The sequence below is a fragment of the Sphingobacterium puteale genome (assembly GCF_003627955.1).
In the GTDB taxonomy this organism is placed as follows: domain Bacteria; phylum Bacteroidota; class Bacteroidia; order Sphingobacteriales; family Sphingobacteriaceae; genus Sphingobacterium; species Sphingobacterium puteale.
In genome coordinates this window covers 170,056-193,687 of sequence record NZ_RBWS01000011.1, presented here as the reverse complement: position 1 = coordinate 193,687, position 23,632 = coordinate 170,056, and the positions used below count along the sequence as shown (strand labels likewise).

Below are 23,632 nucleotides of genomic sequence, written 5' to 3'. Positions count from 1 at the left end.
GGGATACGAAAGTATATATATTTGAAATGGAGGAAAAACTTAGATTATTTGATCTTGCCCGTCATCAGATCAGCAAATACCCTGATCTTAACATGTTTGCACATAAACTGAACGGTAAGTGGAGCTATATCAAAACAGCTGATTTTCTTGAAAAAGTAGACAATCTTTCCAAAGGACTGATTGAGCTTGGCGTCAAACCCAACGAAAAGGTTGGTCTTATCGCGGGCAGCAGTATTGAATGGCACATGATGGATTTCGCAATTCAACAAATCGGTGCTGTGGTTGTCGCCATTTATCCCAATATTACCGACGCAGATTATCAGTACATTTTTAATGATGCTGAAATCAGAGTTTGTATTGTCAGCAATAAAGGCTTATTTGACCGTTTGATGAACCTGACCACATCTATCTATACCTTAAAATACATCTTCTGTATTTCAGACCAGGAGTCTACCCGAAGCTGGAATGAGCTCAACGACTTGGGAGGCAACTGTCCTGAGGAAAAATTAAGCCAATTACGCGAGCTGATCAAGCCAGACGATTTGGCGACACTGATCTATACCTCCGGCACTACAGGAAAACCAAAAGGTGTCATGCTCTCCCATAATAATATTTTTTCGAACGTACTTGGTGCAGCTGAAATTACTCCATGTAAAGCATACGACCGGGGTCTCACTTTTCTACCTCCCTGTCATGCTTACGAACGAATGGTACTGTATACTTACATGTATTTAGGCTTTACGATCCATATTGCCGAATCTTTTGACAAAATTGGTGATAATTTAAAAGAAGTAAAGCCGCATATCATGACTGTGGTTCCCCGTATTCTTGAGAAGGTTTATGAAAAAATCATGAAAACGGGACATGAACTCACCGGATTCAAAAGAAAAATATTTGATTGGGCAGTAACCGTCGCGGAAGAATATGATCCGAATCCCGCAAAAAGAAGTTTCGCTTATACAATGAAGCTTAAACTGGCCAAACAACTTGTGCTCCATAAATGGTATGAAGCACTGGGTGGCGAACTCTTGACTGTCGCTTCTGGATCAGCATCATTACATAACAGGCTGACAAGAGCCTTTTTGGCGGCAGGTATTCCGCTATACGAAGGATATGGTATGACCGAAGCCTCCCCTTTGATCTCCGTCAACCATTACATTAAAGGAATCCGTATTGGTACAGTCGGGCTCCCCGTGCGCTTTGTAGAAATCAAACTCGCGGAGGACGGCGAGATATTGGTCAAAGGCCCCAATGTGATGATAGGATATTACAAAAATAAAGCAGAGACAGACAAGACAATTATCGATGGTTGGTTACATACTGGGGATATAGGCAAATGGGAAGACGAGAAATTCCTGAAAATCATAGACCGCAAAAAAGAAATGTTTAAAATCTCCGGCGGTAAGTACGTTATCCCGCAACCGATCGAAACAAAACTTGTCGAATCCAAGTTTATTGAACAGGCCATGGTTATCGGTGATGGCATGAAATTCGCCTCTGCCTTTATTGTGCCCAATTACGCTCACCTATTGGATTGGGCCAAAAATGACGCACCTGAACTCGCCGATATGACCAAAGAGGACTTTCTGACAAATCCAGTCATTATCAAAAAGGTGAATCAGGAAGTGCGTCGCGCCAATCAGCATTTCGGCAACTGGGAACAAATCAAAAAACCTATTATTCTAAGGGATGAATTCACGATTGAAAATGGCGAACTGACGCCTACATTAAAAATGAAGCGTAAAGTCATTCTCGAACATCATCAAGAAGAATTCAATAATCTATATCAGATGGAGACCGATTGATCTCAATCACTTCCACATTAATGTATTTTCGTAATTATCAATAAAAAGTATCACATGAAATTATTAAAGGATAGAATCCTTAATGACGGTAAAAGCCTCGCCGGTGGAATACTCAAAGTAGATAACTTCATCAACCACCAGATGGACCCCGTGTTGATGAAGTCTATTGCGGTGGAATTTGTCCGTCGTTTTGCAGATCTACCCATCAACAAGATCATAACGATCGAGGCCAGTGGCATCGCACCGGCTATTATGTTAGGCTATCTCTTGGAACTCCCTGTTGTTTTTGTCAAAAAGGCAAAGCCTAAGACCATGGGCGATATGTATCTTAGTGAAGTACATTCTTTCACTAAAAACCGAACTTACGATATATGTGTAAGCAGAGAGTTTCTCGCAGCGGACGATAAGGTGCTCTTTATTGACGATTTTCTAGCCAATGGCAATGCAGCATTTGGTATATTGGATCTCATCCAACAGTCTGGCGCAACATTATTGGGTATGGGCTTTATCATTGAAAAGTCCTTTCAGGAAGGAGGCAAAAGATTACGGGAATTATCTGATATCCGAATAGAATCTTTAGCACGCATAAAATCTCTGGAAGTGGATAAAGTCAGCTTCGAAGAAGATTAATAGCACAAATAAAAGCCTCATTTCTGTCAAGAGTGAGGCTTTTAAGCTTAAACAACAAGATAAAATATATTTTTAATCCCAACGGTAGTCATCATAAAAATCTTCGGGGTGTCTGCTGATAGGCACATCTTTTACCACCCGTATATTAGCTGCTCCCAAGTTAACATTCAACATAAAAGAAGGTACACTTGCAGAAAAACTCCATTTTCCATTTCTCATATAAACATATCCATTTCTATAAGGGTCATAAAATGTTTTATAATCCCTAAAGTAAACGTGGTGTCTATTATCATATCGATGTGCTCTTGCCCATGCTGGAGGTCCATGACGGTATTCTTTGCGGTAATACTTGGCTACTTTCTTGTAGTGCTTCCGCTCTTCCTTTTCTCTTTTTTCCCAATATTTTCGTTCTTCCTTATCCCTTTTTTCCTCATATTTCCGGTGCTCTTTTTCATGCTTCCATTCTCTATCATTTCCGCGGTGTTGAGCTGACGATTCTTTTGGAGTTATCAAAGCAAGTCCTCCTATTGCCAATGCGAAGTATAATATCTTTTTCATAACAACACAATTAAATTTGTAAATCAAGTACCCTATCGCCTATTTTTACTTTTTTATAAGCGTTTCTATTGGTATGACTTTCATGTTTGAACAAAGGTTTAATTGATCCCCATAAAATTAATTTGTCCGAATATGAATCCGTTCCCATTCCAGTCAATTTAACGTATCTTTGCAACATGTCCAATACAGGTTATATTACTGAAGATACGATTGTCGCATTGGCGACACCCTCCGGAGCTAATGGTGCGATCGCCGTAATTCGCGTTTCGGGTCAACAAGCGATTAAAATTACCAATGCCATTTTCAAGGGTAAAGACCTAAGTCAGCAAGCCTCCCACACGATTCACTTTGGGACCATCCGTGACGGTGATGAGATTATTGATGAGGTACTGGTGTCCTTATTTGTCGCGCCCAATTCCTACACCAAAGAAAATTCGGTAGAAATATCTACGCATAATTCCAAATACATTATTGAGCGTGTTATTCATTTGCTTATCAAACAAGGCGCCCGGGCAGCCCGAGCTGGCGAATTTACGCTTCGGGCCTTCCTCAATGGCGGAATGGACCTTTCACAAGCCGAAGCTGTCGCTGATTTGATTGCCTCCAATTCCGCAGCATCTCATCAAATAGCCATGCAACAAATGCGGGGCGGATTTTCCAATCAACTTAAATCCCTTCGCGAAGACTTGATTCATTTTGCATCTCTCATTGAGCTCGAATTGGATTTTTCAGAGGAAGATGTAGAATTTGCCAATAGAGAACAGCTAAAGAATTTAATCAATAAAATTAAGGTCATTGTACAAAAATTGATTCTATCTTTTGAACAGGGAAATGTGTTAAAAAATGGCGTTCCCGTGGTCATTGCCGGTAAGCCAAATGTAGGCAAATCAACCCTATTAAATGCTTTCTTAAACGAGGAACGTGCTATTGTTTCGGACATCGCTGGGACTACACGTGATACCATTGAAGATGAAATTAATATCCATGGGGTGACCTTCCGGTTTATAGATACCGCAGGTATTCGCGAGACTGCAGATATTATTGAAGCAAAAGGAGTCGAACGCACCCGTGCAAAAATGAAGCAAGCGAGGCTGATTATTTACCTCTTTGATCCGCTGCAGGACAAAGTAGACGAGGTGAAATCACAGTTGCAGGAAATTCAGAATCTTCAAATTCCATTTTTGACCATTATCAATAAAGCTGATCTATTGTCTGAACAGCAAAAAGATGAATATGCCTCACTCAATCCGCTTTATATTTCAGCAAAAGAGCAGATAGGTGTAGAAGAACTGAAGGAGGAACTGATCAATAGAGTACAGCTGGGAAATTTAAATACAGACGATGTCATGGTAACTAACATCCGACATGTAGAAGCCTTGCAAAAAACATCCGATTCTCTGGAGCGTGTATTATTCGGTATTGATAATCCGGTTACTTCGGATTTCTTAGCGATGGATATCCGTCAGGCCTTATATCACCTTGGAGAGATCACAGGCAGTGTGTCTACAGATGATTTACTGGATAATATCTTTTCCAAATTCTGTATCGGAAAGTAAATACGATAGGTAAAACAAATTAAAACAAGACAAACATCCGATAATTAACTAATTACAAAACTTAAAGTTTTGTAATTAGTTGTTTGTATTTTGGTTTGTTTTGTTATTTGTTGTCCCCCACTTGTCCCTCAAACTGATAATATTTTATTTTTTGAAACGAAGGAGAGATGCATCTTAATGTACCTTAGTGTATCTAAAGCGATGTTTAAACTCTTCTAAATGAAATGTTATGAGTTCAAATATCAAAATCAAAAAAAACTGCCAGCACTGCGGCCAAGAATTTATTGCTAGAACCACGGTTATCAAATATTGTGGGGATTACTGTGCTAAAAAAGCTTATAAAGCAAAAATGCAGCTATTATGCAACACGTAGTGTCTTTCCTATAAATATACATTATTAAAAATGAGAATAATGTAAGTAACACAGCACTGTTTAAAGATTAAAACACTGATTATCAACAACTTGTAGTTATGTGAAATATGTGTGATATCAAGGTTTTAATGTTTCTTTTTATCCTGGTGTATCTTTACTGCAAGATAAGTGATATCACCCACTATATCAGCGACCTATATTCATTAAACTATATACCAAATAATATAAAACATGAAAAAAAGAACTGAAAAGAAGATCTACGTCAAACCTGTGATCGAGCAATTGCAGATTGAGATGGAACAAGGCGTGGCTGCGGGATCGCAAGGCTCGGCACAACCGGGAGGCGGTTCCGGTGTAACCGAGAATGACTGGAATAATGGCGGAACAGAAACCCAGGATCCAAGTGGCGAATGGTGGAACTAATTACAATCAAAACCTTTAAGATGAAAAAGAAAACAATATATCCCATTGCAAAGTTGACATTTACGCTGGTTGTACTCCTACTTTTAGCTGCCTCCTGTAATAAAAGCAAAAATGATAATACCATTGAAGCCAGCCAAGGCGGAGTGAAATTGACTTTAACCGAATCCGAATTTACCGGGGACCTTGGAACAGTGACAAAAGCTTCCACGAACGCTACGGCAACAAAACCATTCAATGTCACAAAGGAAGTTCACTCAGGTCCGTTTACAATCACGGCAGAACTTACTGAAAATACACCAACAAGTTCAGTACTCAAAGCATCCAGTACTAAGGCCGCTACAAAATTGCTTTCTTTACGTGGCGCAGTTAAATATAGAATTGTCGCCTTTAAAACAGATGGCACTTATGTTGCCCAGGCTGTTGGTGATGCCTCAGATCCAAATCAGGTGTTTTTTGGAGATAAACTGCAAGTAGGACATAAATATAATTTTTATATTTTTTCGCTAGGCTCGACAACAGACGATCCTCCAGCTGTTCCCACAGATAAAAATATGTATCCAACAAGTGATCCAGAGACAGGGTTTACTTTAAATTTCCCATCTTTTGAGGAAAACAGTGGGGATTATATGTATGCTGTGGAAAAAGATGTGACAATTCTTGGTGGCGGAGTACCCACACCGTTAACCACCCCTCTTCAACATATGTTTACACGGGTAACAATTCAGGTGGATGATAGCGACGCCGTAGGGATTTTTGGTCAGGCCGGATATCAAAAAGGAGGTTATGTTTCTGAAGTTCCTGTGAACGGAAGCATTGATTATACCCAAGGATCTGTGTACGCACCCATCGTAAACATGAGTACTGGCCAGGTGATCCCTGGTACGGGCAACCCAAATGCGCCAAATTACTTTCCGTTGCTAAATTTAACAACAACAGGAAGAACTGTGATAGTTAATACACAAGGGCTAGCAAATTTTCAACTTAGAATTGCTATAAACGCAGGGAGTATAAAAATTGGACATGATGTAAATACCGGTGATGCTTATTTTACTTTTTCAAATGCCGGCCAGGGGATGAAGCCTGGATATTCGTATACGTTAAAATTGCGCTTTAATAGTGACCGCTATGTAAATGCGGCTAATGAAACCAGAACTGCTAATGCATCCGATGCCCTGTATGCTGTGATCGGCGGCTACCGCTGGGATCGTTACAATCTTGGTGCAGGTCTGCTAAACCCAGCCTCCGGAAATCTAAATGGCACATCAACGCAGGCACTACACGGTAATTTTTATCAATGGGGACAAAAAGCTGTTGTAGCAAATGCAAGTACAAGTGGAGACGGCGCTATCGCGGGATGGAATAACAACGTTTATTTACCGGCAAATTCATGGAATAGTGGAACTGAGGCCAATCCAACAAAAGTCGTCGCCAATGATCCGTGTTCTGCTGGAGCAAGGTTACCAACAAGGTCAGAATATGATAAACTGATCAGTCTTTCGCTCTCGACACAATCAGGTACCTGGGGCGATTTTACAACCCTTAGTAATATGCCCGGTTATGATGCTGCTATTGTGCTCACCAGCAAAAAAAGTGGAGATATTAACTTGATGTTTCCAGCTTCGGGAAGGCGCGAGCTAAACAGCGGTGCATTATCATATAGAGGACGTGCAGGATATTACGCAACATCTACACAATCACCTACTAATAGTAATCTTAGTAACTATTTTTCATTGAGAGCAGCTCCGTTTACTCTGGGATCAATCAGTGGGGCAGACAAGCCAATAGGCTACAATGTACGCTGTATCCAGGATAAATAAAATATTAGATCATAGCTTCTACTTTTCAATGGTAGAAGCTATATCTTTGGCGTATAAACTGTATAGAAGCTGCGAAAAACAATGGAATAAGAAAATTGAGCGACCGTGATTTAGCAAATCTTATATCAGTAAGGATATTTGAGATCATGCAGTTGAAAAGAAGCTACATGATAATTTTATTACAATTCACCATAAGGAGAATGACTCCAGCTCTTGTGCAACAATCTCTTACACCACCGACTTTAATTATTATTGGAAATAATTTGTTGTCATTTACCCCCATTTAATTACTAATGCAGCAAAAACCGCTGTAGTTTATTTCGTTTCTTGACAGATGGGGCAAGAATGGAATAGTATATTGTCTATTTCTTGCAGCAATAGTGAGGTGTTCCGACTGAGCATATGATTCGGAACGGAACAGGCTCGCTCCTTTTTGAATCAAAATTTGTCAAATGTAATTCTGTCGAATCTCAGTATCACTGCGATGTATGATGGAATAAACTCCTGTTTTCGAGGATGAACGCTCCTATAAGAGATATTTTTGTGATATCAGAACTTTCGGCTCTTCAAATGAAAATCGGTAAATTAAAAAGTAGTTGAAATTAATCATTTGTTCAAATTGTATTTAAAACTTAATGGAACAAGTAAACTTTAATTTTTAACAACGTGAAATGAATAAAACAAAGAACATCTTACTTTTCGGAATGATTTTCTTCCTATATGCATGCTTGTAACTATCCAGGTATAACCACAGATTTATGGATGATTGGTACAACCGGGCAAGGAAATGAATGGTTTATCAGCAAGGCAAATGGAACGATCTGGTTTTATGATCATGACCACGGAGAGTATATTGACCTTCAGTTTTTTATAGATTTCAAGATCTCATTTTCGGAATTTTTGCAATTGGCTTTTTTATATCGGGATTTAGAAAATTTATTGGATGAACAAGACGAGGAAATAAATGAACAGCAAATTGCTGATTTTAAGAAAGAAATTAATTCTATAAAATCGGATCTGTATGAATTATATCCATTTCAATATTTTTAAATTTTAAGTTGGGTTCTGATCTAAAAATCAAAATCTATTCCTGGGTAAGCACTTAAAAGCTTTAATTTAGCTCGCTTTACAAGATCGATCTCTGGAAAAGGGTAATTTATTATTGCATCAGATTATCATTTAAGGTATACAGTTTCTACTCAAATCCAGCTTTAGGCTATCAACTCTTCACCAATCAACACAACAAGTTATACCTGCGAAATAAGATCAAATAATAGTATATAGCCACGGCATTATCTATCCAATTCGCTGATCGCCTGTTTTACATATTCATTCTCTAGATCCTCCCCTGTAATCCGATCACCCCAAGACAAATAACCCTCTTTATCTTTGGCAAAACAGCCGGACACCGTACTTTTCACTTTAAAGGTCTTATAGTCTACATGATCTAAAATACCTTGGCGATTTTCATAGATATGCCTTTTGTCTTTAGCATAGCAATCACCAAGTGCTACAAAAGTTGCATGATCAGCTTCTTCAAAAATAGAAAAGCTTCCACCATAAGCCATTGCATAATAGCGATAAATATATTTTTTATCTTTATAGAATGCACTGTTTAGCTTTTGAAAGGTACTAGTATCAATAATTGCATTCAATGGTTCCTCTGTATTAAAGCCCATTCTTGTAAGATAACTATCAACAAAAGTAATACCTTCACTTCCAACAGCGATCATTTCCTTCAATCCGATATTTCCATTTTTGTTAATCCATAGATCATCTTTCAAAAGCCTCCATTTTAAACTCCTATTTGTGCTATCAATAGATTGTGCAAGCATTTTGTCCCGCTCTCTATCCACCTCATTTGGGCACCTGATATTTTGGATTCCAACAAAGGACAATAGTCCACCAAGTTTATGAAATTCCTTTTCTTTAATAATATCCGTATCTATCTGATAGATTCCCATTCGGTATCTGTATAGATTATCCTCGCCGCAGCTGTTGAAATAAGGTATCGGCTTCAAAAATGAAATAAGGCAAAAAATACATGCAAATAGTATCACCACAACAAATATAAATTTCAATAATTTCATATTAGGAAGTCTTTTGTAAAGAATAAGGCTTCCAGCGTATCAATACCACGAAAAAAATCAATATCAATTGCAATACAATTATCAAAAGAGCTAATATTTGTGTTTGAAAAGCCCTCTCCGAAATCTGCCTTTCATCGGCACGTTTCAGATCTATTTGATTTTTCATAATTTGTTTATCGCAGGAATCAATATCACTCCTTTGGTCCACCTCCCACTTTTGCTCACTTGCAAACTGATCATTCTTATTGGACGGAATATCCAAAGAGCTCATCAGACCAAGGATGAGCCAACAACAGGTTAGAATAGTTGCAACAGCCAAAACAATAACAATGCTTTTCTTTATCGTAAAACTGTATCTCCCACTATTTCGAGCTATACCGACTTTGTTTTCATTTTCCATAATCATTAAGATAATACCGTTTAATATTTTTTTTTCAAATAGAGGTCATTCTTCCGCCGTATTAAATCTTCTGGATCTGGCTGGCATATCATCCGCCATTGTATTACTTATTTCCTATGTCACATCTCCCTTTACTGGACTCCGACAAACCATCTTCATTCAAATCTCCTGATGTTTTATATTGAATCTCAAACACTGTAGGATCGCCAATAAAATCAGAAGCTTTTTTCCCCTGTGGACGGAAATGTAAATGCAGGATCTTCATCTGATTCTATGTAGTCGGGATTGGTTAACGTCAAATTCTTAGGCTTGCTAATTTCTACAAACTTTTCCTTTTCTAAGTCAATACGCCAGATCCTGCTTATTTGAGTAATCACTTCGCAATTATTGTCATAAAACGTTACTAAATAGTTTTCTTCCCGATCACCCTCTATTGCCAATCGGAAATTTCCATAGCAGGTTACAGGATAGTTGGTCTCCACATTCAATTCATCTAAAATCACGAACACAGATTTACCATTCGTATCATAACGTAAAAATCGTTCAATCACAAATTTGGTCCGTCCGCGCTGGCAATGATCGATGATGGCGGAATATTGCGCAAGTGCAAATTTGGCTTTGGATTCAATTACTGGTAACATCACTCCAAGACATGTATGCATTTGTAGTACTTCGATATCTTCGGTCGTCTTACCAATAAAAGAATGAATCGAAGCACCTATCTTTCTTACTGTATCAATATTGACAATAGCCTCTTTTTTCGTTGGGCCGACCTTTTGTTCGACCTGATCTTGTGGTTTATAATTACACGATTGAAAGACAACGGTAATGGTCAAAATGAATGTAAAAACTTCTTTCATAATCCTCTTTTTTTATTGGGTTCCTAGTCTCAAACCAGGTGTTTGATTTAAAACCGCCGCCAAAAAAATAGAGTAACCAATATAATGGATAATCCAACGATGATCAAGGTCGAAAATCAAACAATACCTGGCCATATTCTTTATTGTCTCCAAAACATTGTACAGCATCTACCCAAAAATCAGTCCCCATTGCACCTTCGGGATCACAATCCACAAAGGCGAAATATTCAGGTAAAATAATGCTAAGATAAAACAGTATAAACAGCACATCAAGCCCGCTTACAATGCACGTGTAAAATACTGGCCACCACTATAAAGTAGTAGGCCTTTCCTGTTAAAACCTCCACTGTAATAGTCTCATCAGCCTGGATAACAATCAATGCCAAATACCCACTTCATACCAAATTAATTTATACTAATATACAGTCGAATTTTATGACGTATAGGATTATTTTATATTTCGTCGGAAGTTATTTATTATTCGCTATGACTTCTTAATTATCCGTAAAACCCGATTGTACCAATGAGCACAATCCGTATGGTCAACCAGATTAACAAAACTCCAATAAATAGACACATGTTTTTATCAAAAACAAAACACCAATTGTTCCACAAATCATGGGTGATGTCTGTAAATTCACAAACAATCGGTGAATCCAAAAAAGCCGAAAGCAAAAACTATACTACCCCATTACTTCTTTTGGATACCTGACGGCACAGGTAGATTAGCCGTCAGTTTTATGGACTTTAAGAACATGCGCGGCTTGTACGATCTATCATAACTGCCCGGGGCTAGATTTGTCCATAGATGAATCAATGAAATATGAAAAAGCCAAAAATTGCTACCGCACAATTCGAGCAGTTAAAGAATGACCGTTCGATGATCATAGACCCGTTCGGCGATATCCTGACCGAATGCCGTACCTTTTAAGACGATTTTGCCACCACGATTACACCTGAAAAAATAATTCAGGCTGGTGGACATTGTTATATCAACGACCGACGGCCGGAGATATATCGAGAGATTATCGGCCGGCAACATGAATCGGCTCAAAAAGTTATCTAGCTGCAACCAAATATTAACTAATCCCCAGCAACTGACTTAAGGTTTTTCCAGAAGGCTTTAAATCAGTTGAATGATAACAGACATCCGTAGCTGCCCCAGCCATCTGTTAACTAAAGTTTTGAGAACATTTTTTTCGCTAAGCATCACTCTACAACACCTTATTTATGTTAATTTAGCAGATTCATATTCACTAGCAGATTAAATAAAATTATGAGCTATATCCAAAAATATTGGAACATACTTACGAATATCGGTACGCATCCAGATATGTCCTATGTTAACCTCAAAAGGATACAGATGGTCAATCTGATTGCCATGCTCTGTTTATTGCCCACACTCTGTTTTTTTGTCATTAACACCGTGGACCAGCGCTATCTGCTGTCAACCATCAACCTGTCCAATTCAATTTGTTCGATTTCTGTGCTTTTTTTGCAATATGATGGTAAACATAATTTTGCAAAAGCAATGTTATTGGTCAGTAATTTTATTTTTTTCTTCTTAGGCGCTATATTATTTAAAAATGGAGGCGAATATTTTCTGCTGTGTACGTTAATTGCTTCGATGTTACTCTATGACGACCGTCGCATCCATATTATTTTCTGCCTTGCAACTGCTATTGCTATCACATCACTCTATTTCTACCCCGCAATTGTCCCTGTGGCTCAACGTGTGCCTAAGTTAAGACTGATCTTCAATATCTGCAATGCGCTGGCGTTTATCGTTATCGCAGTTAATTTCTTCCTTCAGATTATTTATAATAATACAGAGAAGATCGAGGAACAACGTCGCAAACTGGAGTCCATAAACCGTGACAAGGAAAAAATATTTTCCATCGTCGCCCATGACATCAAAAGCCCGTTTGCCAGTCTCGAAGCACTGGTATTGATGTTGCGCGATCAAATACTCAACAATAATATATCCAAAGAATATATACAGCAACTGTATCAACAAATTGTGCATCAAAACCAGGCGCTGGATGATTTTCTTCAATGGGGTAGCAGTAGTATGCGCGGAATTACCAGTCCGGCGACATTGGTGGTAATCGAACCATTGGTTCATGATATTATAAACCTGTTTGCTGATCAGATACAGGCGAAACAGCTCAAGATTGAAATTGACATACCCGAATCAACTCACGTACTTGCGAATAGAGATCATACGATCATTATTCTCCGAAATCTTATTAGCAACGCCATCAAATTCAGCTATGTAGCTGGAAAAATAAGCATCTATTGTACTGTGGATGAGAATTATACCCATATTCATATCCAGGACGAGGGTATTGGAATTAATCCTTCCAAATCCGCACTGCTGTTCAATGTGATCCAGCACAAATCATTCGGTACGGAAGACGAGCCCGGGTCGGGCCTGGGGCTCGTATTATGCAAAGACCTGATCGAACGCAACAAGGGTGTAGTAGATATACAGAGTATCCCCCACAAAGGTTCCATTTTTACCGTTGGCTTGCCCACTTATCCCACAGTGGACAATCCCACAAAAATAACAGCACACACCTGTTACTAAAACCTGCCTGTACTGCTTTAGGTTATATTTTTTAAAAGCAGAGTTTCTATATATTCATCATTTTTACAACGATTTTAAAGGATGAAGACTTATGGCGAAGAATAATACTACCCTACTACTGCTGTGCTCAACCATTGTCTAACAGTGATTAAGGAGGTGGCAGAAAAAACAAAGGCGGCCCCGTTTATAAATTAAGTCAGCTAAGTTGGATCTGAACAATCGAGTCGGGATCTCTACTCCGCGGATATGATCAGATGGGCCGAAATCAAACTCCACATTGAAATCCAACAAAAGGAATGGACTCACCCGTTTTTTGGTAATTCCGTTACCGGGAACCATATTATACACGCGGAATCCATCGCCTACCATACCTGGTTTTGAAGGACGAGGGAATATTTTTTCAATTGATTTTTTCATTTTTAGTACTCCTATTTTATGAATCTATACATCAGAAACAGCGCACTTGCTTGATTTTGTATCATCAAATTTAAGCCATCAAGGAGGTACAAACCAATAACCTAGCTTAAGCGTAAGGCTCAATGTAGATTAAGCATCTGCGGACGTATCATGTCCAACATAACCCAGCCAGTATAACAGCGATAAATGACCAATTAATTTTTGTAATGTAAAGCACATTAAGAATTATTCCAAATAAAATAAATATGTTGCAAAGGAATGCTTAAGCGGATTAACCAGAATCCGCCTTATGGAACAAATTATCCATTGAACGGAGTTTTTGTCTTTCTGGAATGTTATTTATCAGAAGCAACATTTAGAAAATAATCGTAACTTCATGCAAAAAGCAATTTCTTTTTGACCACTAGACCTTAATTGTTGTAATATGCTCCACCAATACTTAATTAAACCGGCTTCAGCCCTAACTTTTATTTTCCTTTCCTTGCCGGCTTTTTCAGAAGGACAAGTCCTTAAGCCGACAACCGTAAACAACATAAAACAGAACGGGACCATCCAATGGGACGATTCCAGCCGACGTCGAATCTCCTCACCCAATTTCGCCAGATATTCCGGCTATGGTCGAATTATCCAGCTATCGGACGAATCGTTGCTCGCTGTTTATGAAGCTGATGGAAATATTGTTGCTGCCAAAAGTCAGAATCTGGGTGATAGCTGGTCAGAGTCCATCGTTATTTCAGCAGCAAAGGAAGGCTTCAAAATGTGCGTACCAGACCTTATTAAACTGGACGATCAGCGTATTCTTGCATTCTATAATGCACGCCCTTATAACATTTCCCCAAACCGGAAGTTCGGCATCCATCTCAGACAAAGCACGGACGGCGGACAGAGCTGGGGAGCCGAACAGATACTTTACCAAGCTGGGCACCAATTCGAAAATGGATGCTGGGAACCATCGGCCATCCAATTACCAAATGGCGAAATCCAGCTCTTTTTTGCTAATGAAGGCCCCTACACAAAAAGCAATGAGCAAAATATATCTATGCTGCGTTCCATTGACCATGGAGCAAGCTGGAGCAAAACACCATCTATCGTCAGCTTTCGTCCCGGAAAACGGGACGGGATGCCTGTACCGCTATTGCTGAGGAATAAAAAAGAAATCGTTCTAGCCATAGAAGACAATGCCGTTCGTACTTTTAAACCATATATCCTACGCAATACACTTCAAAAAAATTGGGCAAATACCATCTCTGGCAAGAGTGCTGACCGCAGCTATGCATTACATCATCCCATTGCAAATGAAATCTATGCCGGGGCCCCCTATATTAGACAGTTGAGCACAGGTGAGACGATACTGTCTTATCAGAGCACAGAGGGCCGCACGAACAAAATGGATTATGCCGACATGAAAGTGTTGATCGGAAATGAACGGGCAATGAATTTCAAAAACAAATCAGTTCCGTTTGTCATCCCGCAAAATAAATCCTGTCTCTGGAATAGTATCACCGTACTAAGTGATGATACAATTCTAGCGATTACGAGTACGAACGCATATTCAGATCAAACCGAAGTATGGATGGTCAAAGGAAAATTTCTTCGAGATCCAGAAGATCAGGGAACAAAAGATCAGGAAAATACAGAAAAAAAAATCACCATGCTCGCATATTCGGCAAAAAAAGCGCGATAAAGATATTAACAAACACTAAAAATAAAATAAAACAAACAACTCAAAATTAAGCTATTAAAAATACAACACATCCGTTTTTCCCGCTATAGCAGGAGAAATAAGAATCGCTTGCTCGGCGTACTAGTAAATGATTTTCAGTGCCACGGAGAAAGTTCATTTTTTTTGAAAATGAAGTTACCCTAAGTGACAGGAATAAACTTCGCACTAAGCCCCTTATTAACACATCTACACCCTTCTATGCGGCACCACACTGGTTAAGCTATAATAAATTCTGTCATATCTCCATTGCATGTCAGCTGACATCATATTGAAACGCTATATGAATGACCGCATCTGCACAGATATTCCTTAGTCGGTCATACATCTTTGACAAAACAACTTTGTTCACAGCAATAGCCAATTTCTCCCAATGGGAAAAACCGGATTCCAAAACTCAAGAAATTCATAAAAAACGCAGAAAAACCGTTATAACCAATGGTTATACCAAGGTGCTTTTTATAATATACTTTTTATTTATATAAATAGCATAAAAAATTAAATTTCAAACAACTAAAGTATTAAAAATCGTATTTCAACTAAGCGGTAGAATAGTAAAATCCGCCATAATAGATTAAGAATCCGGACTACTTTTCTTATCGTCAAATTGCACACCACGGAGTTTGCCTATCACAGATTCTCTACCAGCCACTGCCACCATTCAGCCGGTGTATGGATACTGATGAACTGTATATCTTTAGTTGTTGTGCGCTATTCATTTCATTTTTTTTACTTCCAGGTCCCGATTATTGGCCATGATTTGCATTTTGCTTCTAAAATAAACACAGCCCCGTATCTTCGCTAATGGTCTAAAAATAACAGAAAATGCGACAACAGTACGTCCGTATGGTTGGCGAGCCATTTCATTCAATGATAGGGCATTTTGACGCATTCAAAATACGATACACTGGATTAGACGGTAAAAACAACAGCTTTTTATAACTCTTTTACCTAAAATTCAAACTGCTCAGATACAATATGGCGATAGTTACAATTTGCATTAATATCCTGTTAAATTAAATCAAATTCATCATTTAACCTTTCTTCATCGATTGTTTGCAATGCTCCCCAAAAAATATTTAAGTTGTTTTTAAGGTCACGGGAAGGTGTAGTCATTTTTTTTAGTTTCTCATCCGGCAACAAGCGTTTTAATTTTTTCTTTATCTGAGAATTAAGTTTAAGCTCTTCCGGACGATGTAAATATACTCTAAAATACAGCATATTTAAGTAGACCGTTGCGCTGACCTTTACTAACCAAGGATTGGACATCAACACTTTTGTAGTAACCTCTATATAGGAGATTGTACCGTCTTGCATATATACATCTGATTTACGTGGACCTTTCACAACAATCACGGCCTGATGGCATTTTATCTTTTTTTGATTATACAGCTCAGATTTATAGCTTCTCCGCAAAATATATTCCATTAATGCCGAACAGTCCCGTTCTCTTTTCCAAAGAGTCACCAAAGGCTCCAGCGGGAGTTCTTTATCCATTTGAAAAAAAGACGGTCTTTTCTGAATGTTTGACATCTTATCTGGAGACATTAACACCCTTTTTTCATCAGCTACCGCTTCACTTGTTTCTTCAACTTTATTCATTATTTATTTCATAAGAAAAGTAAAACATAAAAATATCTTCCATTGAAATTTCTCAGACAGATATTGGTATCTTATCAATAACTGGTTTTTACCAAATTTGACGGTATAATAAAGTTTTAGTCACTGTCGAGCAAACATTGATTCGTTTCATTAAGTCAAAAACAAAAATTACCGTCAACCCAAATTTACAAAATTTCTTTTAATTATATATTTATTAACTATTACACTTTCCGTAAAATATTACTGATTCCAACTTTTTATTATTAATCCGTTTGTTTTACCACTTATACTTTATTTTATTTGTCCATACGTTTTAATTCTTACAACAAACCAGTTTTTCTAAATAACCTGAAATATTTCAAAAAAAATCAACAGTTGTATGCAGTCAAAATCATTTCATTTGATAGAAACAAATATGTGTTTACTAGCGGGGAGTACACCAACAAAATCCATAAAGGAAAGACTACCAGGGAGTCGTAAACGACTGTTTTATAACAGTAGCATAAAAATATTTGAAGAATACCTAAGTATCGGCAATCTGGAAAGTTATAGTTATATCGTTGAAGTCGCTACACACACAGCTATCAATTTTCAGGTCCACAATCCTCAAACCCATTTGCTCTACCATATTGACGGGCGTAGGGCTGTTCGATACGGCCAAAGCCAAAGCTGTGAGGAATATCTGTTCCCTCCACATCAGGGTGTATTTCTTTATGTTCCGGAGACGATCATTAACGTATATTTTGAGCCCGGAAATTATCATTTACAAGGATTTAATTTGCCTGTCGACCTAATTGAACTCGGTGAGCTGGCCGAATTTGGATTTTTAACCGAAATCATTGCCACGAATAAACTAAAGCCCCGACAATATAAAGCTAGCATAGGTTTTATAGCTTCACAGCACACCCGGCGAATTCTCCGCGATCTTACTATCGAACTTGGCAGTAAGCCACTTATCCCAAAGATCCGCATCTTGCGAAAAATTGAGGATCTACTTTACCTTTGCAAAGATAAATTATTAATAGCCGGAAGACAGTTGTATGATCCTGATCTGATAGTGCAGCAGGCACGTCTGCTCATCTCCAAACGCATTGCCGAAAGTGATGATCTGGTAAGGATCAAAAATATTGCTAACGCGCTAAATATTCAGCCAAGCTACTTAAGTTATCTTCATAAAGAACGATTCGGAATTGCGATTATGAAATACCGCAATCAAGAATTGCTAAAAAAAGCTAAAGTTTGTCTCCGTCAAAACAATTCCATCAAAATGAGCACCATAGTATGCGGTTTTAAAAATGAGTCCAGCTTCTGCAATTTTTTTAAAAAACAAACGGGGCTCACCCCAAGCAGTTATCTCCTTGGCACGACAACACCAGAAGAATAATCGGGACTGTCAATGACAGCTTTGACTGTTGAAATAAGAAGCCTGGTGTAGCAGAAATCCAACGTAGCCCCGCTATTTGACAATGCCAAATTTAAATTTCCGAACATGGGACTCTGGCCAAAAAAACAGGATTTAAAAATATAGGGCAGGGCTTTGTCTGTCCAGTGTAAAAAGGCATTGCTAAAGACCCGAAATAACCAATTTAGCGGCAAAATGCTATGGAAAGGGAATGGTGTTTGCATCATTAAAAAGAGCGGCAATAGATGAATTTGCGCAATTCAAAACGAATTAAAATCAACATGTCCGGATAAAATGACAAGAGAATAAAAAGGAGGTCATATGAAACAGTTATTTGTATTGCTGGCTTTGGGCATCGGCCTATTCATTGTCAGCAAGTTCGGCTTTTCACAAAAAGCCGCAGGATCAAAATCAGCTAAACAACATACTATGGATAATATACACAACAACGATCAGGTCATCTATTTCGCCGGCGGCTGCTTCTGGGGAACCGAACATTTCTTCAAGCAAGTTCGCGGTGTTACTGCAACAGAAGTCGGCTATGCCAACGGCAACGTGCAGGATCCAACCTATACCCAGGTTTCAACTGGAAAAACCGGATTTGCAGAAACGGTCAAAGTAAGTTATGATCCGGAGGTCATTGACCTTAAATTGCTGGTTGACCTATTCCTAAAAACAATAGATCCTACTTCACTCAATAGACAGGGCAATGATATCGGTACACAATACCGTACCGGCATCTATTACACCAATGTAGCTGATATCCCTGTGATCAAGGAAAGTTTAACCGCAATGGCTAAACAATATTCTAAGCAGATCGTGGTCGAATTAGAACCTTTGCAGAACTACTACGATGCAGAAACCTACCATCAAAAATACCTCGACAAAAATCCGGGTGGTTATTGCCACATCGGCCCCGATTTATTTGAAATGGCGCGCAAGGCAAATCCGGAAACGACAAAAGCAGCACCCGCTCCTTCCAGCAGCTATAGAAAGGCCGACAAGGAGACTCTGAAAAAGGAACTTACCCCTCTGCAATATGATGTAACACAAAACAATGCAACCGAGCGTGCCTTTGCCAACGAATACAACGATGAGTTTAGAGAAGGTATCTACGTAGATATCACTACAGGTGAACCCCTATTCGTCTCGACCGATAAATTTGAGTCCGGCTGTGGATGGCCAAGCTTTTCCAAACCGATAAGCGATAGCCTGGTAGAAAAATTATCAGATCATTCTTATGGCATGCGGCGCACGGAAGTACGGAGCAAAACCGGTGACGCACACCTAGGGCACATATTTGACGACGGTCCTGTGGATAAAGGGGGGCTCCGCTACTGCATCAACAGCGCTTCACTCAAGTTTATTCCCAAAGAAGACATGAAGAATAAAGGCTACGAACAATACCTAACATTATTGGTTAAAAAGTAACGGTAAGCACATCAATAAAATTGATTGAGCTGCATGACATTATCAGAGGCCATGGTAGAAAATGACCTGGCCTCATGAAAAATGGCCGAAACTGTCTATTATTTGTCATTGTAGCCATATCCGCATCTTAGTACATTTGTGGCATACAAGTGAGCTATGGAAAACACAAAAGAACAAACAGGAATAAAAACGATTGCACTTTTGATATTACCGGGGGTTCAGTTATTGGATGTTGCCGGCCCCTGTGATGTATTTATGTCGGCCAACTTTTTTACGCCAGTTGGTAGTGCACCGAAATACCGAGTTCAGCTGATATCCAGTACACCGGATCGGATGGTATACTCGAATGCCGGAATACCTCTCACCTGCAGCCATTCCATTTATGATCATGATTGCTCAATAGACACATTACTCATTGCTGGCACTGACCTTAATTTGCTCGATGAAGTAAACCCCGATATTTACCGTTATTTGCAGGGTATTGCGACAAATGTAAGGCGTATAGGCTCAGTTTGTGTTGGTGCTTTTGTTTTAGCAAAAGCCGGGCTACTGGCGGGTAAACAAGTCACAACCCATTGGAAATATGCCGCTATCCTCCAACGGACTTATCCTGATCTCAACGTTAATGTCAATCCATTTTTTATCCACGATCAGGGGATCTATACTTCAGGTGGGGTCTCCTCAGGAATAGATCTTGCCTTGGCCTTATTGGAGGAAGATTGTGGAAAACCATTGGCTTCTGAAGTAGCCAAACATCTCGTTTTACATTTAAAAAGACCCGGGTGGCAGTCCCAGTTCGGAGATGCTATTACCGATTATGACCTATTAGCCCCTTTCACTAAAGCGATTAGAGATTTACTTAAAGATAAACTGGGCCAGGCAATCAGTATAGACTATATGGCTGAATCAGTTAATATGAGTGTCCGCAATTTCTCTAGGGTCTTTTTAAAAGAATCAGGCATGACTCCGGGTAAGTTTCTCGAAAAAATGCGGCTGGACCAAGCAAAGAAGATGGTAGAATATACCGATATGAGTTTCGAAATGATCGCACAGAAATGTGGCTTTGGAAACGTAATTTCTCTTCGGCGCTTATTTCTAAAGTACCTTTCCATATCCCCACTCCAATACCGGAAGGCTTGTAAAGGCGCCGAATAATCCATTTCTACAAATTAAAACACAAAAAAATACTGGTGTTCATTCACCGGCAGGGAAAACTATATCTCAATTTAACGATCAATAATAGTATATCGCGATGAATCCGAAACAAAACAACAAGAGCATGAACGTAGCGTTTTTTATTTATGATCAGATAGAGGCACTTGACCTCAATGGTCCGCTAGATGTATTTGTCAAGGCAAATGTTATAGCTCCGGGGAGTTATAATTGTTACACGGTCGGAAAAACCAAAGAAGCCGTACAAATGGAAGCAAATACCATGGCAATTATCCCAATGCACTCAATACAAACTGCCCCCCGACCGGACATGATTGTCGTTCCCGGTGCCAATCCAGACTGTGTTATGGCATATCTGCAGAATGAAGATTTCCAGTACACGTTACTAAACTGGTTAAAAGACTACTATGACAAGGGCACAATTATTTTTACCGTTTGTACAGGAAGCATGCTCTTATCCAAAACAGGGATATTGGATCATTATGAAATAACGACCCATGTCATGTTGCTGGATGCCTTAGAAAAGCATAATCCCAAAAGTATTGTTAAACGTGGAGTACGGTTTGTCGACCAGAAACGCTTGATTACTACAGCTGGTATAACCGCAGGAATAGATGCTGCGCTTTATCTGGTGGAGCAACATTATGGGAAGGAACTTACTGAAACCATTATCGAAATCTTTGAATATCGGCAAAACAATTGTAACAGTAAATAAGAGGTTGCTGTTGACGGGATAAGAAAATGCGGGAAGTACTTTTTTAGATGCTGCCCATCACACATAGTTCTGTGAGGGTAGGTACTGGCTTACCACCCTCATCTTCGAGGGTAATGGCAAAGGCTTGTGCTTTAGAAACATCCAGCATCTTGCTCGCCATGGCTTCTTTGGCATTCAGTGGGAACACACCAGCACTCACGGGCTGACCATCGACCATCGCCCAGAGCTGATACTGTTTACCTTTTGGCGCAGCTGGCATCTGTTCGAGACTGAGGTATACCGCCTTTGAAGTCTGATCCCAAAATACGAGTGCGTGTAAATCAGGCTTATTTTCAACACCTTTTAGTGCTATAGTTTTTACCGCCGGGTTCTGCACCAAGCTCCATTTATACTGTAAAATAGCTAATGTAGAATTTTGCGTATCTAGCGTGGTATTTGCCTGGACAAGCATTTCCTTATTTTCCTTTTGCTGTTGATAGAAGAATAAATTTGCACTGACGCTGAGTACGAACAATATGCTGGCAGCTATGGCCCAGCCATAGGATCTAGCCGGCACGATCCGCTTAGGCACCTCTTGAGTGTTCAATATTGGCGCTTGGACAACAGCATCAGGGGATATGGCTCCCTCCGTCGGCAGACCGTCTGATTGATCATCCTTCAAAACCAGATTTTCAGCTTCAAGTCTATTCCAGATATCCTGTCTTAAGGTATCAGGCATCGTCATCGCTTGGATATCGGCTAATCCCTCGAGCGCTTTTTCGGCCTCGGCGATAGCTCGTTCCACTTCGACATTATTTTTTCGAATACAGTTCAGTATGCTAACTTCCTCTTCGGAAGCAAGCCCCAAAACGTACGATTCAATAATCCCTGACGATATGTATGCTGCGATATCCAAAATTAACGATAGTCCTTTAATAATTGTTTTAACTGTAAAAATGCAGCCTTGGTCCGTGTTTTTACGGTACCCAAAGGAACATCAAGCTGTTCGGCAATTTCCTGTTGCGTATATCCTTCATAGTAGGCCATCTCGATCAAGATACGACATTCAGGCTTTAATTTATCCAAAATATTTCTGAATCCAATAAAATCTGCTTTCGTATGTTGCTCACTGTCGCTCTGATCCTGTTCTTCTTCTGTATTTACGATATTTGAGAGCGGTTGGTTTTTCATTTCGTTGACCACACTCTTGGATTTGCGGTAATCCAGCGCCGTGTTACGTGCAATATTGATCATCCAGGTATATAACCGGCCTTTTTCGGCATCAAAAAGATCAACATGCTTCCAGATTTTGACAAATACATCCTGAATCACTTCCTCGGCATGTTCAGTGGAAGCTACAATACGACACACCACCCCATAGAGGGCATCCGCATAGTTATCGTAAAGATAACTAAAGGCCTGCTCGTTCTTTTTTTTCAATAAAAGAATCAAAGTTTCTTCAGGAAGGTTGTGTAATGGACTCAAATCTTACGTTTATAACGCTTAAAGATGTAGATAAAAAACCGAAAAACAATGTAACCTCCATAAATCACGTAAAAATACTTAAATCTCGATAAATAACCTGGAAAAATACCTGATGCTGGTACCCCTTAAGACTATGCCGGACATCATGAAGCAGAAATCGTCAACCTTTAATTAAAATCATAAATACCGTTCTTCCAGTCCAATATTTTTGAAGAATCCGCATTTAGCCAGTTTTTCAACAGCGTGGCGTACACTTTTCTGAAATCTTCCGAATACACCAGATCACCAGCGTTGAGGTGCTCCAGGAGAGCAGCGGGTCCAGTTCACTGATTTCATGTTTCACATAACTAAAATCTTCGGGTTTTGCTGTAAATGCGGACATCCATTCCGACCGCAGATAAGCGCCCTCCTTCTGCCCTTCCACCCGGCCGACATTATACATTTACCGTTGAGCTGCAGCTGAGCTTCGGGCTGTACGGCACGAATCAGCTGCTGTCCTGTGGTTAAGTTGGTAAAATCATAGCAAAAGGCATTCGGCCTGATCCAAAAAGAGCGGTGCACGAGCCCCTTCTCCAATACTTGGGCACATAACACCCTCCCATGCTG

Annotated in this window: 20 protein-coding genes; 12 read left to right on the top strand and 8 right to left on the bottom strand. The window is 39.4% G+C overall.

Annotation, left to right across the window (positions count from 1 at the left end):
• Positions 1–26 precede the first annotated feature (26 nt).
• Complete coding sequence (locus D7322_RS15755) at positions 27–1,805, top strand: AMP-dependent synthetase/ligase (RefSeq protein ID WP_121125249.1); 1,779 nt, start codon at positions 27–29, stop codon at positions 1,803–1,805.
• Positions 1,806–1,859: 54 nt separating this feature from the next.
• Entirely contained in the window at positions 1,860–2,435 is a 576-nt protein-coding gene (xpt, locus tag D7322_RS15750) for a xanthine phosphoribosyltransferase (RefSeq protein WP_121125248.1), read from the top strand.
• Positions 2,436–2,507: 72 nt separating this feature from the next.
• Here the strand turns inward: xpt and D7322_RS15745 are convergent, their stop codons facing one another.
• Positions 2,508–2,993 carry a hypothetical protein gene (locus D7322_RS15745; RefSeq protein WP_121125247.1) on the bottom strand — a complete coding sequence of 162 codons (486 nt, stop codon included), beginning with the start codon at positions 2,991–2,993 and terminating at the stop codon, positions 2,508–2,510.
• 176 nt (positions 2,994–3,169) lie between these two features.
• Between D7322_RS15745 and mnmE the strand changes: the two genes are divergently transcribed.
• The 4 genes from mnmE (at position 3,170) to D7322_RS15720 (ending at position 8,212) form a co-directional block, all read left to right on the top strand.
• A complete protein-coding gene (gene mnmE, locus D7322_RS15740; protein ID WP_121125246.1) occupies positions 3,170–4,549 on the top strand; it encodes a tRNA uridine-5-carboxymethylaminomethyl(34) synthesis GTPase MnmE in 1,380 nt (459 codons plus the stop codon).
• A gap of 604 nt (positions 4,550–5,153) precedes the next feature.
• Entirely contained in the window at positions 5,154–5,345 is a 192-nt protein-coding gene (locus D7322_RS15730; RefSeq protein WP_121125245.1) for a hypothetical protein, read from the top strand.
• 20 nt (positions 5,346–5,365) lie between these two features.
• On the top strand, positions 5,366–7,162 hold the full coding sequence (locus D7322_RS15725) for a fibrobacter succinogenes major paralogous domain-containing protein (protein WP_121125244.1): 1,797 nt from the start codon (positions 5,366–5,368) through the stop codon (positions 7,160–7,162).
• A 762-nt stretch (positions 7,163–7,924) separates the two neighbouring features.
• Complete coding sequence (locus tag D7322_RS15720) at positions 7,925–8,212, top strand: hypothetical protein (protein WP_147430437.1); 288 nt, start codon at positions 7,925–7,927, stop codon at positions 8,210–8,212.
• A gap of 242 nt (positions 8,213–8,454) precedes the next feature.
• Here the strand turns inward: D7322_RS15720 and D7322_RS15715 are convergent, their stop codons facing one another.
• The 3 genes from D7322_RS15715 to D7322_RS15705 all read right to left on the bottom strand — a co-directional run bounded on the left by D7322_RS15715 (position 8,455) and on the right by D7322_RS15705 (position 10,512).
• Complete coding sequence (locus D7322_RS15715) at positions 8,455–9,252, bottom strand: DKNYY domain-containing protein (protein WP_121125242.1); 798 nt, start codon at positions 9,250–9,252, stop codon at positions 8,455–8,457.
• 1 nt (position 9,253) lies between these two features.
• On the bottom strand, positions 9,254–9,652 hold the full coding sequence (locus D7322_RS15710; protein ID WP_147430436.1) for a hypothetical protein: 399 nt from the start codon (positions 9,650–9,652) through the stop codon (positions 9,254–9,256).
• A 215-nt stretch (positions 9,653–9,867) separates the two neighbouring features.
• A complete protein-coding gene (locus D7322_RS15705; RefSeq protein ID WP_121125240.1) occupies positions 9,868–10,512 on the bottom strand; it encodes a hypothetical protein in 645 nt (214 codons plus the stop codon).
• A 1,276-nt stretch (positions 10,513–11,788) separates the two neighbouring features.
• Here D7322_RS15705 and D7322_RS15690 point away from each other — a divergent pair.
• Positions 11,789–13,102 carry a sensor histidine kinase gene (locus tag D7322_RS15690; RefSeq protein ID WP_121125237.1) on the top strand — a complete coding sequence of 438 codons (1,314 nt, stop codon included), beginning with the start codon at positions 11,789–11,791 and terminating at the stop codon, positions 13,100–13,102.
• Positions 13,103–13,943: 841 nt separating this feature from the next.
• Positions 13,944–15,203, top strand: a complete 1,260-nt coding sequence (locus tag D7322_RS15685; RefSeq protein WP_121125236.1) for a sialidase family protein — start codon at positions 13,944–13,946, stop codon at positions 15,201–15,203.
• 1,047 nt (positions 15,204–16,250) lie between these two features.
• Here D7322_RS15685 and D7322_RS15675 read toward each other — a convergent pair.
• A complete protein-coding gene (locus D7322_RS15675) occupies positions 16,251–16,841 on the bottom strand; it encodes a hypothetical protein (protein ID WP_121125234.1) in 591 nt (196 codons plus the stop codon).
• Positions 16,842–17,220: 379 nt separating this feature from the next.
• On the opposite strand from D7322_RS15675, the gene D7322_RS15670 reads away from it, so the two are divergent.
• From D7322_RS15670 to D7322_RS15650, 4 genes are all read left to right on the top strand, one after another.
• On the top strand, positions 17,221–18,225 hold the full coding sequence (locus D7322_RS15670; protein WP_121125233.1) for a helix-turn-helix domain-containing protein: 1,005 nt from the start codon (positions 17,221–17,223) through the stop codon (positions 18,223–18,225).
• Between the two features lie 339 nt (positions 18,226–18,564).
• Complete coding sequence (gene msrB, locus D7322_RS29355) at positions 18,565–19,674, top strand: peptide-methionine (R)-S-oxide reductase MsrB (protein ID WP_121125231.1); 1,110 nt, start codon at positions 18,565–18,567, stop codon at positions 19,672–19,674.
• Positions 19,675–19,830: 156 nt separating this feature from the next.
• A complete protein-coding gene (locus tag D7322_RS15655) occupies positions 19,831–20,829 on the top strand; it encodes a GlxA family transcriptional regulator (RefSeq protein WP_121125230.1) in 999 nt (332 codons plus the stop codon).
• A gap of 124 nt (positions 20,830–20,953) precedes the next feature.
• Complete coding sequence (locus D7322_RS15650; protein WP_220700091.1) at positions 20,954–21,562, top strand: DJ-1/PfpI family protein; 609 nt, start codon at positions 20,954–20,956, stop codon at positions 21,560–21,562.
• A 43-nt stretch (positions 21,563–21,605) separates the two neighbouring features.
• Here D7322_RS15650 and D7322_RS15645 read toward each other — a convergent pair whose 3' ends face one another.
• From D7322_RS15645 to D7322_RS28330, 3 genes are all read right to left on the bottom strand, one after another.
• Entirely contained in the window at positions 21,606–22,457 is an 852-nt protein-coding gene (locus tag D7322_RS15645) for an anti-sigma factor (protein WP_121125228.1), read from the bottom strand.
• Positions 22,458–22,459: 2 nt separating this feature from the next.
• Positions 22,460–23,026: an RNA polymerase sigma factor gene (locus D7322_RS15640; protein ID WP_121125227.1), complete on the bottom strand. Its 567-nt coding sequence runs from the start codon at positions 23,024–23,026 to the stop codon at positions 22,460–22,462.
• Between the two features lie 235 nt (positions 23,027–23,261).
• The gene (locus D7322_RS28330) at positions 23,262–23,450 is read right to left on the bottom strand and encodes a hypothetical protein (protein WP_147430435.1); all 189 of its coding nucleotides are present in this window, start codon (positions 23,448–23,450) and stop codon (positions 23,262–23,264) included.
• Positions 23,451–23,632: the final 182 nt, after the last annotated feature.